The organism is Micromonospora sp. B006, assembly GCF_003408515.1.
Taxonomy (GTDB): domain Bacteria; phylum Actinomycetota; class Actinomycetes; order Mycobacteriales; family Micromonosporaceae; genus Micromonospora; species Micromonospora echinospora_A.
In genome coordinates this window covers 5,595,926-5,610,155 of the sequence record NZ_CP030865.1, presented here as the reverse complement: position 1 = coordinate 5,610,155, position 14,230 = coordinate 5,595,926, and the positions used below count along the sequence as shown (strand labels likewise).

Sequence of the window (14,230 nt, the reverse complement as noted above, 5' to 3'; positions counted from 1 at the left end):
TCGATCCGGTGGGCCGCCTCTCGTTCGGCCGCCTCAGTACCCCAGGTCGGGCTGCCGCTTCAGGCCGGCCAGCTGCTCGCCGGCCAGGTAACGCTCCAGGTTGACGCAGAAGTCGGCGTAGAGCCGCTGCAGGTTGCCGGTGCCACGGAACGACGTGTGCGGGGTGATCGTGGTGTTCGGCAGGTCCCACAGCCGGTGGTCGGCCGGCAGCGGCTCCTCCTCGAACACGTCCAGCACCGCGCCGGCGATCCGGCCGGACCGCATCGCGTCGACCAGGGCGTCCTCCACCACGAGGGCGCCCCGCCCGACGTTCACCAGCACCGCCGACTCCTTCATCGCCGCGAAGTGCTCGGCGTCGAAGAAGTAGCGGTTCTCGGTGGTCAGCGGCATGGCCAGGACCACCGAGTCGGCCTCCGGCAGCACGGCCATGTGCTCGGCGTACGGGATCACCCGGTCGAAGCCCTCGGCCGCGGTGCCGGAGCGGTTCACGCCGATCACGTCGACTCCGAGGGCCCGGGCCCGCCAGGCCACCTCGCCGCCGATGCCGCCGGTGCCGAAGACGAGCATCGTGCTGCCGATGAAGTCCCGGCCGGTGATCCGCACCCACTCCCGGCGCTCCTGCGCCTCCCGGTGCTCCGGGAACGCGCGGAAGCGCATCAGCACCGCGCCGATGGCGTACTCGGCGATCGGCACGTTGTAGGAGTTGGGCGACCGGGTGTAGAGCAGCCCCTCGGCGAGGCGGCGCTGCATCAGCTCGCCGCCCACCCAGTCGAACCCGGCCGCGGTGATCTGCACCCACCGCAGCCGGTCGCACTTGGCCAGCAGCTCGTCGAAGGTGTCCTCGTTCATCGCGCTGCGCAGGATCACCTCGGCGTCGAGCCACTCGTCGCGTACCGGCTCACCGTCGCCGACCGGGCTGAACCGGCACTGCGGGAACCGCTCCCGCAGCTGCTGGAGCAGGTCCGACAGGTTGGGCGTGAGCAGGATGTGCGGTCCCGCCGCGGCGCCGGTCACGAGGACTCCTGCGCACGCTTCCGGTTGTTGTACGTCACGCCGCCCTTGGCCCAGTTGTCGTACGACACCTCGTAGAGCAGGACGTGGGTGTTCTCGCGCGGCGAGCCGTACTTGACCAGCACGTCGGTCAGGTCGGCGATCATCGCTTCCTTGGTCGCCTGGTCCCGCTTGCCGATCTCGGCACGGATGATTGCCATCTCAGTTCTCCCTGCTAGTGGTCGCGAAGTCCGGGTTGCGCTCGTACTCGGCCTTGACTGCGAGGTACGCGAAGGCGTGCGTGACGCGGGTCTTCAGCACCCCGTCGAAGACCTCGCGCGCCTTCTCGACGTCACCGTTGTAGTAGTGCCAGTTGCCGAGGCCGTACCCCTGGGTGACGGTCTTGAGGCTGTTGCCGTCGCACATCGCCCACAGCTCGTCCGGGCCGATCTGGCCGGTGTAGAGCCTCATCCGGCCCTCGTAGCCGACCAGGTGCGGCTCGTCGACCAGGTCGACCTTGCGGAACCGGTCGAGCACCTCCTCGGCCTCGGCGGTCCGGCCGAGGCGCCGCAGTGCCATGTACTGCCAGTCCTGCGACGCCACCAGGCCCTCCTGGTGCCGGGACGCCTTCTCCGACTCGGCGAAGCTGGGCAGGCAGCCCTCCAGGTCACCGGCGAGGTACTGCGCGACGCCCAGGTGGTACCAGACGGAGGCGTGCAACGTGGTGTTGTAGCGGCCGAGGATCTCCGGGTTCGCGGCGGCATCGGTGTCGCTGAGGTGCTGCGGGCGCACGTCCTCGGGCCGGCCGAGGATCAGGCTGACGACGTCCTTCTCCACCTCCGGCTGGTACATCTCGTACTCGTCCTCGACGCCGGCGAGCTGGTCGGCGGCGGCGCGCAGGTCCGCGATCGCGCCGGCGTAGTCACTGATGGAGATCCGCCGGTGGCCGCGGAAACGCAGCAGGCGCGGGCTGTTCGGTTCCAGTTCGAGCGCCTCGGTGAGCAGCGCCACGGACTCCTCGTGCTTGCCGAGGTAGCCCTTCAGGCGGGCGGCGATGACGTAGCGGTGGGTCAGGGGTACGGCCGTCATGGATTGCCTTTCGTCGCGGTGCGGCGGAGGGGACGCCGTGCGCCGGCGTCCCCTCCGCGACTCGTCAGCGGTCCAGCCAGAGGTGCCGGTAGAAGCGGTAGGTCGGAGTGGGGTCACCCCGGTAACCCATGACGTCCTTCTGCACCACGTCGAAGTCGGCGTTCAGGAAGGTCATGGCCACCGGGCCCCGCTCGGCCAGGATCTTCTCGGCCTGCTGGTAGAGCTGGGCGCGCTTGTCCTTGTCCATCTCGGAGCGGGCCTTGACGATCAGGTCCTCGTACTCCGGGTCGGACCAGTTGCCGTAGTTCAGGCCGCCGCCCTTGAGGAAGCTGGCGGTGAACCGCTCGTCCGGGTCGTAGGTCAGGCCGAAGCCGGACTGGTACATGTCGAAGTCCCCGGACTTCGTCTTGGTGTCGGCGATGGTGGACTCCACCGACTCCAGCGTCACCTTGATGCCGATCTTGGCGAGCTGCTGCTGCTCCACCTCCGCCGAGCGCACCTGGAACGCCGAGGTGGCGATCACCATGAGCTTGGCGTCGAAGCCGTTCGGGAAACCCGCCTCGGCCAGCAGCGCCTTGGCCTTCTCGATGTCGGGCTTGCCGTACACCGGCTCCTTCAGCGCGCCGAACCGGTCCGGCGGCAGGTAGCCGGCGTTGAGCGCGGTGCCGAAGCCGGAGTTGGCGACGTTCAGGATCTCCTGCCGGTCCAGCGCCAGGTAGATGGCCTGCCGGACCTTGACGTTGTCGTACGGCGCCTTCGAGGTGTTCAGCCGCAGGTGCAGCGACAGCGAGCCGGAGCCGCCGTACCACTTGAGCTTCTCGTCGCGCTTGAGCGCGTCGATGAACTCGGGGGCGGGCCGCCACAGGAAGTCGACGGTGCCGCTGCGCACGGCGGCGGCGCGGGCGTTGTCGTCCGGGTTGAACGTGAAGTCCAGCCCGTCCAGGTACGGAACCCCGGACTCCCAGTACTTGTCGTGCTTGTCCAGCTTGATGGCCTGGCCGGTGGTCCGGGCGGCCAGCTTGAACGGCCCGCTGCCGCCGTCGACGCTGCCGTTGAGGTCGCCCTGCTTCTCGACCACGGTCCGGTCGACGATCGACGACGCGGCGGTGGACAGCAGGGTCAGGATGGCGGCGTTGGGCTTGGCGAGCTTCATCACGACGGTGCGCTCGTCGGACGCCTCGACCGAGGTGATGCCCTCGTAGCTGCGGGCGCGCGGCGCCCGGGTGGCCGGGTCCTTGATCCGCTCGATCGAGTACTTCACGTCGGCGGCGGTCACCTTGCGGCCGCTGTGGAAGTACGCGTTGTCGCGCAGCTTGAACGTCACGGTCAGGCCGTCCGCGCTCAGCTCCCACGACTCGGCGATCGCCGGCTTGATCTCGCCCCGGTACGACTGCACGAGCGACTCGTAGATCTGCTCGTTGATGACGAAGGCCGAGGTCTCCGACATCCGGTGCGGGTCGAGTTCGTTGGCGTCCAGCCGGATCATGATCCGCAGGCGGCCACCGGACTTCGGCGTACCGGCTGCCTGCGTCTCGTCCTCAAGCTTGACGTTGCTGGTGAGGCCGTCGCTGGCGTTGCCACCGGACTTGCCCGACGGCGGCTCGCCGCCTCCGCAGCCGGCCGCGAGCGTCGCCACGACGCCCACCGCCAGCGCTCTCATCAGAATTCGGGTACGCATCAGTCTCCTTGGCAGTGTCACGATTAGCGCTTCATCGCGCGGCCGGCTTCCATGCCTCCCCATAGACCCGAAGCCAGTTGCCGCCGAGGATCTTGATCACGTCCTCCGGCGAGAATCCGCCGGCCAGAAGCGCCTCGGTGATGTTGGGGAAGTCCGCGGCGTCGTCCATGCCGATCGCCCGGCGCTCCTCCCATCCGAAGTCACCGAGCAGGTTCTGGTGCTCCTTCGAGTTCGCCTGCGCGATGCTCTTGAGCTGCGCGATCCGCATCTCCTCGGTCCACGTCTCGTCGTAGTCGGTGGCGACGGCGACGTGGTCGACGCCGGCCACCTCCACCACACGGCAGACGTGCTCCACGAAGCGGGTCAGGTCCGGACGACGGGACGGGTCCTCCGGGTGGTACAGGAACCCCGACAGGGTGGTGATGCCCATGACGCCGCCCTGCTCGGCGAGACGCCGCAGGTATCCGTCCGACTTGGCGCGGATGTGCGGCGACAGCGCGTCGCAGAAGGCGTGCGTGACGACGACCGGCTTGTCCGAGGCGTCCATGGCGTCCAGGCCGGTGCGCTCGCCGCTGTGCGAGACGTCGACCAGCACCCCCAGCTCGTTCATCGCCTTGACGAAGGCACGGCCCCGGTGCGTCAGCCCCGAGTCGGTGTCCTCGCCGCAGCCCGCGCCGAGCAGGTTCTGCCGCTGGTAGGTCAGCTGAAGAATGCGGACGCCCAGGTCGTGGAACGTGCCGAGCAGGTCGAGGTCGCCCCCGATCATCTCGGTGTCCTGCGGGCCGAGGATGACGGCTTCCTTGCCCTCGGCCTTGGCCCGGTGGATGTCGTCCACGGTCAGGGCGAGCAGCACCTCGTCCGGGTGTGCGTCGATCCACCTGCGGCAGCGGTTGACCTCGCGCAGGGCGGTGACGGTGTCCGCGTACGGCCGGGTGACCGTGTGGTTGACCGCGGTGACGCCTCCTCGCCGGATCCGGTCGAGGTGGGCGTCGCTCAGCTCGATCACCGTGCTTCCGTCCACCACTGTTGCGGCGGCGTGCAGGTCGGCGGAGGAGCGAACGGGATGGGCGGTGGCGGCAGTCTTCACGTCATCTCCAGATCATCGGAAGATGCCGAGACTCTACGAGCCACGCCAGTTGTTGTCCATAAAATCTCAGCAACTCGTCGGTAGATCGCTTTGAAGCGACGAATTTCGTCGTAATAGCTCTAGCAAACCGATCGAGGGTGCCCGGTCCGGCGCGAATCCGCCATAGCACTAGAAGAGCCTTATGGACGACAAGTACGGCACGGCCACGACGGCCACCCGCGCCGGAGCGCGCACAGTGGACCAGCGCGGGTCACCGGAACACGAGAAGCGCCCGGCCGGAGCCGGGCGCTTCGTCGAGAGGTTCGGCCGTCACGCGGTGAGCGCGATGTACTTCTCCTCCAGGAACTCCAGGATGCCCTCGGAGCCGCCCTCCCGGCCGAGGCCGCTCTGCTTGACCCCGCCGAACGGAGCGGCCGGGTCGCTGACGACACCCCGGTTCACGGCAACCATCCCGGCTTCCAGACGCCGGGCTACGGCCATCGCCTCCCGTTCCTCACCGAAGACGTACGCCATCAGGCCGTAGACGGTGTCGTTCGCCATCCGGACCGCGTCGTCGACGTGGTCGAACCGGACCACAGCGGTGACCGGCCCGAAGATCTCGGTAGTGGTGATGGTGGAGCCGTGCGCCACGCCGGTCAGCAGCGTCGCGTCGTAGAACGCGCCGTGGGCCGCGGACCGCCCGCCGCGTACCACGGAGGCCCCTTCCGCGACAGCGGTCCGGACCAGGTCCGCCACCTTGTCCCGTTCAGCCACCGAGACGAGCGCGCCGAGGTCGTTCGCCCGGTCGAGTCCCGGCCCGACCGACACCGCGGCGAGGGCGGCGTCCATCCGGGCGACGAACTCGTCATGTACGGAGGAATGGACGTAGAAGCGGTTGGCCGCGGTGCAGGCGGACCCGCCGTTGCGCATCTTGGCCAGCAGCGCGCCCTCCACAGCGGTGTCCAGGTCCGCGCCCGGCAGCACGACGAGCGGGGCGTTGCCGCCGAGCTCCATCGACGTGCTGACCACGCTGTCGGCGCAGGCGTGCAGAAGCTCGCGGCCGACCTCGGTGGAGCCGGTGAAGGAGAGCTTGCGGACCTCGGGGCGGTCGATCATCCGCTTCACCAGCGGGCCGGTGGGCACTGGAGTGACCAGGTTGACCACGCCACGCGGCACGCCGGCACGACGCAGGACCTCCACGACGTAGGCGGCGGTCAGCGGCGTCTCCCGGGCGGGCTTGAGAATCGTCGTGCACCCGGCCGCCAGCGCCGGGCCGAGCTTGCGCGTGGCCATCGCGGCCGGGAAGTTCCACGGCGTGACCAGCAGGGACACGCCGATGGGCTGCCGGTCCACGACGATCCGCTTGTCCCCCGCCGGGGAGAGGCGGTAGTCGCCCGGCACCCGGACGGCCTCCTCGGCGAACCAGCGGAAGAACTCCTTGGCGTAGTTGGCCTCGCCGATCGCGTCCGCCCACGACTTGCCGTTCTCGCGCACCATCAGCTCGGCGAAGACCTCCACCTCGTCGGTGAGGATCTCGTACGCCCGGCGCAGCAGCTCGCTGCGCTCGCGTGGGGCGGTCGCGGCCCAGGCGGGCTGGGCCGCCGCCGCGGCGTCGACAGCGGCCATGCAGTCCCGCTCCGTGGCGACGGCGAACTGGGCGATGGTGGAGAGGTCGGCGGGGTCGGTCACGTCGAACCGGCGGCCGTCGGAGCCGGGCCGCCACTGCCCGTCGATGAAGAGGTCCGCGAGCAGGTTCACCTGAGACTCCCATTCGCCAGGGCGCCGTCGTGGGCGCGTTCCAGGATGTCGAGCAGCAGCTCGCGGGACGGGTCCACCGGCGCGGCCGCGATCAGCCGGGTGGACCTGAGCCCCAGCTCGGCGATCTGCGGAAGCTGGCCGCGCGTCAGCCCGATCTCGGCGAGCGTCCGCGGCACGCCGATCTCCCGGTTGATCTCGACCACCCGGGCGAGCGTCCGCGCCGCGGAGGCGTCCGCGGCCGGGATCGCTTCGAGCGCCGCGCCGAGCGTCGCGAGCCGCTCGGCGACCGCCGGCTGCGCCGTCAGCGTGTCGATGACGTACGGGAGCATCAACCCGGTGCCGAGCCCGTGCGGCGTCTTCGTGAGCGCGCCGATGGGGTACTGCAGGGCGTGGCACAGGTGGGTGCCGGTCGCGCCGAACGCCATCCCGCCGAGCAGCGAGCCCAGCGCCACCTCGTGCCGTGCCCGCCGGTCGCCGGGCTGGTGGACCGCGACCGGCAGCCAGGGGCCCAGACGCGCCGCCGCCTGCAACGCGACCGACTCACTCAGCACGTTGCGTCCGGTGAACACCGGGAGCACGCCCGACCAGTCGAGGTCGAACGGCCGGGCCGTGAACGACTCGACCGCGTGCACCAGCGCGTCGATGCCGGACCAGGCGGTCACCGTCGCGGGCGTCCCGAGCGTGAACTCCGGGTCGACCACAGCGGCCGAGGGCACCAGGAAAGGGCTGGAGATGCCCACCTTGAGTTCGCGGCCGGGGTCGGACACGACCGCGACGGGTGTCACCTCCGACCCGGTGCCCGCCGTCGTCGGCACCGCCACCAGCGGCACGATCGGCCCGGGCACGAGGTTCTCGCCGTAGTAGCGGTGCGCCGGGCCGCCGTAGGCCGACAGCAGCGCGATCAGTTTGGCGGCATCGAGCGCGCTGCCGCCGCCGATCGCCAGGACCACCTCCGCGCGGTAGTCGCGGGCGGTGGCGACCGCGGCGTCGAGCGTGTCGACCGGGAGTTCCGGCGTGATGTCGGAGTGGACCAGCACGTCCAGCCGGGCCTCGGTCAGGGCGTCCACCGTCTCGCGGAAGATCGGCGTCCGCACCAGGAACGGGTCGACCACGGCGAGTACGCGCCGGCCGTGCACCCGGACGACCTCCGGCAGGTGCCGGCGGGCGCCGTACCCGAAGTGGATCCGTGGGGGAAGGCGGAGCGTGCCGACGGCGGCGGAGCGGAGATCGTCGCCGGTGCCGGTCGGCGCGGCCACCGCGGTCTCGTCAGGCACTGAAGCCACCGTCCACCGGGAGCACCGCCCCGCTGATGTGGCTCGCCCGGTCGCTCAGCAGGAACGACGCGGTCGCGCCGACCTCCGTGCCGGTGCCCGCCTTGCGCAGCGGGGTCGCCGCGATGCGGGCCTCGACCCCACCGGGAATCGCCAGCCGGGTCTGGGCCAGCATCGGCGTCTCGGTGGGACCGGGCGCGATCACGTTCACCCGGATCCCGAGCGGGCCGAAGTCGTGCGCGGCGGTGCGGGTCAGGCCGATGACCGCGTGCTTGGTCGCCTGGTACGCGCCCAGGCCGGAGCTGCCGCGCAGCCCGCCGATGCTGCTCACGTTGACGATCGAGCCGGCGCCCCGGCCGAGCATGACCCGCACCTGCTCGCGGACGCACAACCAGGTGCCCTTGACGTTCACCGCCATGATCCGGTCGAAGTCCTCCTCGGGGACCTGGTCCAGCCGGCCGCCCTGCGTCATCGCGGCGTTGTTGAAGGCGCCGTCGAGCCGGCCGAACCGCTCGACGGTCCGGTCCACGACGCGGGCGACGTCGCGGGCGACGGAGATGTCACCGGTGACGTGGTCGACGTCGTGCCCGGCCGAGGCGAGTTCCAGGGCGATCTTCTCCAGTGGCCCCTCGGAGCGGGCGACGAGCATCAGCGAGGCGCCGTCGGCGGCGAACACCCGGGCGGCGTCGGCGCCGATGCCCGCGCTGGCGCCGACAACGAGGACGACCTTGCCCGCCAACGGGAGGGGGCGGTTCTGCGGGTCCGGCATGGCTTCTCTATCCCTCTTCTCGACGGCTGCCGGTGGGCAGCAATGTTCGGATAGCGCAACCGAAGTTCATATTACGGAGCGCGGTCTCGTGTGTCCACAGTCGCCGTGACGGCGGAGCGCCCCTCCCGACCGGAGTCGGAAGAGGCGCTCCCCCCACTGACGGCGCGGTGTCGCCCCGGGTCAGCCCAGGTCCACCCCGTCGACCTGCGGGCCGAGCGGCGGCTGCTGCCAGCCGTGCTCGGTCATCCGCCAGTCCGGCCGCACCTCGCACGGCGCGCACTGCGGCCAGTAGAACTGCGGCTCGCGCCCGCTGACCGGGTTCTTGTAGTGGAACCACATCGGCACGATCCCGGGCCACGCGATGTAACCGGGGGAACCGCCCTGGAACCCGCGCGAGCGCTCACCCATGCTGCTGAGCAGCACGTCCGGCGGGTACCGGGTCACCAGCGTGCTGGGTGCCGGGTCCGGCAGCTCCGGGTTGCGCGGGTTCGCCGCGGCCCAGCCGCCCGCCCAGTTGGTCGACTGCCAGTAGAACTCGTCGATCGTCAGGCTCCAGATGCGCCAGATGCCGTTCTCGAGCACGAACTCGTCGTTGTACATCGCGCCGTTGAACGCACCGGCGTTCGTCCTCGACGTCCGCGGCTGGAGCAGCCGGGCGCGCATCGTCGCCGACCGTCCGTCCTCCGACACGAGGATCACCGGTTGCGGCCGCCAGTGGTACGAGATGCTGGCGCGCATCGTCGACGGGTTGGTTCCGTAGACCGTCACCCCGGCCTGCCGGATCCGCTCCGGGCCCTGGAAGTAGCCGGCGAACGGCGACAGCTTGTGGCCGAACTCGGCGTGGATCTGCGCCATGTCGTAGATCCGGAGATCGTCCAGGTAGGCGGTGTACGCCATCGAGACGTTCTCCGCCCCGTCGAACGCCAGCGAACGGGCCAGCCGGCGGTCGAGGTCGGCCAGGTTCCGGTTGGACGACGCCGCGCCGCCGGCGTTCTTCTGGCTGCGCGCCTCCACGTCGAGGAAGGCCGGCACCCGGGTCGGCGCCGGCGCGATACCGCCGTCACCCCAGCCGGTGGAGTACGGGGCGATCACCAGCGGCGTGATGTTCATGTCCTTGAGCTTCCACAACCCGCCCTGCTTGACGAAGTGGTTGTGGAACACGGAGATCTCCCACGACGCCGCGCGGGTGTTGGCGTCGCCGACCATGGCGAACTCGATGCCCCGGGCGGTCGCCTGCGTGCCGCTGGTGTGCACGTCGACGATCGTGTCGAACTGGATCCGCTCGTTGAGGATGCCCTGGCTGAGGTTCTCCGGACCCATCCGCTCCATCGCCTGGCGGACACCGGCGGCGCCCCGGAACGTGCCCACGTTGTCGATGGACACCGTGGCGCCGTTGGCGAACAGGTCGACCACGTCGGACCACATCCGGCGGTCGACGTAGTAGCCGTACGCGTGCTGCAGGTTGCGGACCGCGTCCTCGCTGTTGAGCTTGTCGATGCGGGCCGCCACCTTGTTGACCGTCGTGCCGGCCCGTGGGGCCGGGCCGACCGGCTCCGGGATCGGCACGCCGGCCTCGTCCGGGGTGAAGTGGTACGGGACGATCGGCAGCAGCGCGAGGTCCTTGTTGCGCCAGCCGGTGGCGTAGTCGCCCTCGTACTGCGGGTAGTAGTGCAGCAGGGAGATCCGCCAGCGGCCGTTCTCGAACACGTACTCGTTCTCGTAGATGCCGCCCTCGATCCGGGCCGCGCCCGCGCCGTCGCCGAGGAAGCGGAAGCCGTTCCAGCGCGCCTTCGCGGACAAGCCGTCGACGGAGAGGTTCACCAGGGGCTGGTCGACGATGACGGTGTGCAGTGAGCCCGGGTTGACGCCGTTCATCGCGCCGGCGTCGGCCTCCAGCCAGTTGCGGATCGCGGGCCGGCCGGTGACCGTCTCGTCGCCCCAGCGGAACGTGGCGTCGGTGCTGAACAGCGCCGCCATGTCCGACCATCTGCCGTACTGCGCCAGGTGCGCGTACGTGCGCTGCACGTCCTTGACCTCGCGCAGCGACTCGACGCGGACGAGGTCCCGGGCGAGCGTGTCGAGGGTGATCGTCGGGGTGGTGGCCGCGGCCGGGGGCGCCTGGAGGGCGACCATTCCGGCGGCGACCAGCAGCAGTGCGGAGGCTGTCGCGGTCAGCCGTCTTGTCAGACGTCTCATCTTCACATCCCTGTCCGTTGCTGTCGTATGTGGAATCCCCGTGGGTCGGCGGGCGGCCGTGGAGTTTCACGACCGGAGGCAGTTGCCGGAAACGTACGGGACATGTTCGCAGGGCGCAAGAGCAGTTACGCCAGATGAACTTTGCCCAACCCGCACCATCTCGCCATCGACTGGGGGGACGCCCGAGTGCGGCAGGCACGCGGAGGCGCCCCTCCCCGCGGGATGCGGGAAGAGGCGCCTCGGGACGGGCGCGACGGCCGGGCCGCCGTCAGGGACGGATCAGCCCACCTCCAGCCCGTCGATCTGCGGTCCGGTCGGCGGCAGCTGGTAGCCGTACCGCGTCATGCTCCAGTCCGGCCGCACCTCGCAGGGCGCGCAGTCGTACCAGAAGTGCGGCGGCACCCGCCCGCTCACCGGGTTGCGGTAGTGGAACCACATCGGCACGATGTCCGGCCAATGGATGTATCCGGGACTGCCGCCGCGGAAGCCGCGGGACCGCTCGCCCAGCGCGCTGTGCAGCACGTCCGGCGGGTAGGTGTTCACCAGGTTGCTCGGCGGCGGGTCGGGCAGGCTCGGATCACGCGGGGCCACGCCACCCCAGCCCTGGGCCCAGTTCGGCGACTGCCAGTAGAACTCGTCGATGTCCAGGCTCCAGATCCGCCAGATGCCGTCCTCCAGCACGAACTGGTCGTTGTACATCGCGCCGTTGATGTACCCGGCGTTGACGGTCGAGGCGTTGACGTGCATGAGCCGGGCCCGGACCGACGCCGACCGGCCGTCGTGCGAGACGTCGATGACCGGCTGCGGCCGCCAGTGCAGCACCAGGAAGGACTTCTGCGTCGGCGGTGGCGTGTTGCCGTACGTCGACACCACCGAGCCGAGGATCCGCTCGCGCGTCACGTTCCAGCCGGCGAACGGCGACAGCTTGTGGCCGTCCACAGCGTGCACGGCCGCCATCTCCGGCCACCTGCTGTCGTCGATGTAGTAGCTGTACGCCGCCGAGACGTTCTCCGCCCCGTCGAACGCGACCGAGCGGTTCAGCCTCCGCTGCAGGTCGGCCAGGTCCTCCTTCGGCCCCTTCGGACCACCGGCGGCCTTGCCGGGCTTCGGCGCGGGCGTACGGCCGGCCACGTCGAGGAACTTCGGCGGCTTCCCGGAAGCCACCGGGCCGGTGCCGCCGTCGCCCCAGCCGGTGCCGTAGGGCGCGGTGACCAGCGGCGTCAGGTGCATCTCCTTGAGCTTCCACAGCCCGCCCTGCTTGACGAAGTGGTTCGTGAAGACGGAGAACTGCCACGAGGCGCCACCTGCGTCGTTGAGCATGCCGACCTCGATGCCCCGGGCGGTCGCCTTCTTGCCGTTGTCCTCCACGTCGACGATGGTGTCGAACAGCGGCCGGTCGTTGAGCACCCCCTGCGTCAGACCCTCCGGCCCCATCCGCTCCATCGCCTGCCGGACACCGGCGGCGTTGCGGAAGACACCGACGCCGTCGATGGTGACCTTCGCGCCGTTGGTGAACAGGTCGACCACGTCGCTCCACATCCGGCGGTCGACGTAGTAGCCGTACGCGTGCTGCAGGTTGCGTACGGAGTCCTCGTCGTTGAGCGCGCCGATGCGGTCGGCCAGCTCCTTCGCGTTGAACCGGGTCTTGGGCGCCGGCCCGGTCGCCGCCGGGATCGGCACGCCGGCGACGTCGGGCGTGAAGTGGTACGGCACGACCGGCACCGGCTGGCGGTTGATGGTCCGGAAGCCGGTGGCGTAGTCCCCCTCGTAGAGCGGGTAGTAGCGCAGCAGCGAGATCTTCCACTCGCCCTTCTCCAGCACGTACTCGTTCTGGTAGATGCCGCCGTCGATGCGCGCCGCGCCGGCCCCGTCACCCAGGAACCGGATGCCCGACCAGCGGCCCTTCGCGGTGCGGCCGTCCGGCGAGAGGTTCACCAGCGGCTGGTCGATCACCGTGGTGTGCAGCGCGCCCGGCCGCGCGCCGTTCATGTCCCCGGCCTCCGCCGCGAGCCACCCCTTGATGGCGTGGTGGCCGCTCACCACCTGACTGCCCCACTGCAACGTGCCGTTCGCGCTGAACAGCTTCGCCATGTCCGCCCAGCGCCCGAACTGGGCCAGGTGGGCGTACGACCGCTGCACGTCCTTGACCTCGCGCAGCGACTCGACCCGTTCGACGTCCCGGGCGAGCGAGTCGATGCTCACCGGCGCGTTCCCGCTCGCCGCCGCGTGCGGCGCCCGCACCGCGACGTTCACGCCGGCCACCAGCAGAAGCCCGGTCACCGTTGCCGTCAGCCGTCTTGTCAGAGGTTTCATCGTCACATCCCTGTCCGTTGATGCCGTGCGGAATCCCGCGCGGAATGGGTGGAGGGAGAGCTCTGGCATCGCCAGGTCCGGCCGGAGGGCGATGCGGTGAACGTACGTGACGTGTTCACCTGCCGCAAGAACCATTCCGGCATACGAACTTCTCGCCGGACGCGGGCGCGCCCGATGCCGTCGATCATGAAGTTGACCGCGATTTTCGCCCGTTTTCTCCCGGCCAACCTCATGATCACCGCGCGTGTCGGCGCGGGCGGGCTCGGACGGCGGCGCGGGAGGGCCGGGCCGCTACTCGTCGACGTTGGGCGCGCTGTCTGCGGGGGCGCCGAGTTCGTTGGTCAGGGTCGTGGCGGTCGCCACCAGCAGCTCGATGGCGGCGGACAGCTCGGCGATGTCGCCGGCGCCGAGGAGGGCGACAGTGGCGCACAGCCCCTTCTCGTCGAAGACCGGGGCGGCCACCGCGAACAGGCCGCCGCTGTGCCGGGCCACGCTGTACCCCTGCCGGCGCGCGGCGTAGACCTCGGAGTCCAGCCGGGCGCGCTCGGCCGGGGACATGCCGGCTGCCAGCAGATCCATCACGGCCGCGTCGGCGTACGCGAGGTACACGTGCGTCTGCGCGGCGCTCGCGTCGAGCTTGGTGCCGGGGTGCACGGTGACCACGACCTGGCGGCTGGTGTCCTCCTCGACCAGGGTCACCACCGGCCCCTGGGCGCCGCGGACGCTGAGCACCGCCGTCATTCGCGCGTCGGTGCTCAGCTTCCGCAGGTGGGGCCCGGCGATCTCGACGATCCGCTGGCGTCCCAGCGCCCGAATTCCCAGTTCCAGCATCAGTCCGCCGAGGGCGAACGTCCCGCGGCGCGTCCCCCGTTCGAGAATGCCGGCGGCAGTCATCGACGCGCAGTATCGGTAGGCGGTGGTGCGGTTCAGACCCGTCCGTTCGGCGACGTCCGCGGCCGTGAGCTCGACGACCCGGGGCCCGAAGAGCGCGCAGATCTGGCCCACGCGCGCGACCGCCCGGATGTCCGAGTTCGAGGCTTCATTCGGATCAAAGTTCGCCACCCCCGAAGCGTAGTTCACATGACGGACGAATCGCTACC

11 protein-coding genes are annotated in these 14,230 nt (G+C 70.4%); all 11 read right to left on the bottom strand.

Annotation, left to right across the window (positions count from 1 at the left end):
- Positions 1 to 33 precede the first annotated feature (33 nt).
- The 11 genes from MicB006_RS25135 to MicB006_RS25085 all read right to left on the bottom strand — a co-directional run bounded on the left by MicB006_RS25135 (position 34) and on the right by MicB006_RS25085 (position 14,192).
- Positions 34 to 1,014 carry a D-2-hydroxyacid dehydrogenase gene (locus MicB006_RS25135; protein ID WP_116509439.1) on the bottom strand — a complete coding sequence of 327 codons (981 nt, stop codon included), beginning with the start codon at positions 1,012 to 1,014 and terminating at the stop codon, positions 34 to 36.
- Complete coding sequence (locus MicB006_RS25130; protein WP_018786431.1) at positions 1,011 to 1,211, bottom strand: tautomerase family protein; 201 nt, start codon at positions 1,209 to 1,211, stop codon at positions 1,011 to 1,013. Before MicB006_RS25130 ends, MicB006_RS25135 begins: the two co-directional genes overlap by 4 nt.
- 1 nt (position 1,212) lies before the next feature.
- Entirely contained in the window at positions 1,213 to 2,079 is an 867-nt protein-coding gene (locus MicB006_RS25125) for a tetratricopeptide repeat protein (RefSeq protein ID WP_116509437.1), read from the bottom strand.
- Between the two features lie 64 nt (positions 2,080 to 2,143).
- A complete protein-coding gene (locus tag MicB006_RS25120; RefSeq protein WP_161565956.1) occupies positions 2,144 to 3,757 on the bottom strand; it encodes an ABC transporter substrate-binding protein in 1,614 nt (537 codons plus the stop codon).
- Positions 3,758 to 3,788: 31 nt separating this feature from the next.
- Positions 3,789 to 4,844 carry a dipeptidase gene (locus MicB006_RS25115; RefSeq protein ID WP_116509433.1) on the bottom strand — a complete coding sequence of 352 codons (1,056 nt, stop codon included), beginning with the start codon at positions 4,842 to 4,844 and terminating at the stop codon, positions 3,789 to 3,791.
- Positions 4,845 to 5,153: 309 nt separating this feature from the next.
- Positions 5,154 to 6,581 (bottom strand): NAD-dependent succinate-semialdehyde dehydrogenase, encoded by a 1,428-nt coding sequence (locus tag MicB006_RS25110; protein ID WP_225980495.1) that lies wholly within the window; start codon positions 6,579 to 6,581, stop codon positions 5,154 to 5,156.
- Positions 6,578 to 7,855, bottom strand: coding sequence for an iron-containing alcohol dehydrogenase (locus MicB006_RS25105; protein WP_161565955.1), 1,278 nt, complete (start codon positions 7,853 to 7,855; stop codon positions 6,578 to 6,580). The genes MicB006_RS25110 and MicB006_RS25105 overlap by 4 nt, the downstream gene beginning before the upstream one ends.
- The gene (locus tag MicB006_RS25100; protein ID WP_073827372.1) at positions 7,848 to 8,621 is read right to left on the bottom strand and encodes an SDR family NAD(P)-dependent oxidoreductase; all 774 of its coding nucleotides are present in this window, start codon (positions 8,619 to 8,621) and stop codon (positions 7,848 to 7,850) included. The genes MicB006_RS25105 and MicB006_RS25100 overlap by 8 nt, the downstream gene beginning before the upstream one ends.
- Positions 8,622 to 8,801: 180 nt before the next feature.
- Positions 8,802 to 10,817 carry a nuclear transport factor 2 family protein gene (locus MicB006_RS25095; RefSeq protein ID WP_152037888.1) on the bottom strand — a complete coding sequence of 672 codons (2,016 nt, stop codon included), beginning with the start codon at positions 10,815 to 10,817 and terminating at the stop codon, positions 8,802 to 8,804.
- Positions 10,818 to 11,096: 279 nt separating this feature from the next.
- Complete coding sequence (locus tag MicB006_RS25090) at positions 11,097 to 13,130, bottom strand: nuclear transport factor 2 family protein (RefSeq protein ID WP_161565954.1); 2,034 nt, start codon at positions 13,128 to 13,130, stop codon at positions 11,097 to 11,099.
- A 291-nt stretch (positions 13,131 to 13,421) separates the two neighbouring features.
- Positions 13,422 to 14,192, bottom strand: coding sequence for an IclR family transcriptional regulator (locus MicB006_RS25085; RefSeq protein ID WP_161565953.1), 771 nt, complete (start codon positions 14,190 to 14,192; stop codon positions 13,422 to 13,424).
- Positions 14,193 to 14,230 lie beyond the last annotated feature (38 nt).

Excerpts from the sequence above, each read along its gene's own strand:
- MicB006_RS25130 (WP_018786431.1), bottom strand. The coding sequence starts at position 1,211 with ATGGCAATCATCCGTGCCGAGATCGGCAAGCGGGACCAGGCGACCAAG.
- MicB006_RS25125 (WP_116509437.1), bottom strand. The coding sequence starts at position 2,079 with ATGACGGCCGTACCCCTGACCCACCGCTACGTCATCGCCGCCCGCCTG.
- MicB006_RS25120 (WP_161565956.1), bottom strand. The coding sequence starts at position 3,757 with ATGCGTACCCGAATTCTGATGAGAGCGCTGGCGGTGGGCGTCGTGGCG.
- MicB006_RS25100 (WP_073827372.1), bottom strand. The coding sequence starts at position 8,621 with ATGCCGGACCCGCAGAACCGCCCCCTCCCGTTGGCGGGCAAGGTCGTC.
- MicB006_RS25095 (WP_152037888.1), bottom strand. The coding sequence starts at position 10,817 with ATGAGACGTCTGACAAGACGGCTGACCGCGACAGCCTCCGCACTGCTG.
- MicB006_RS25090 (WP_161565954.1), bottom strand. The coding sequence starts at position 13,130 with ATGAAACCTCTGACAAGACGGCTGACGGCAACGGTGACCGGGCTTCTG.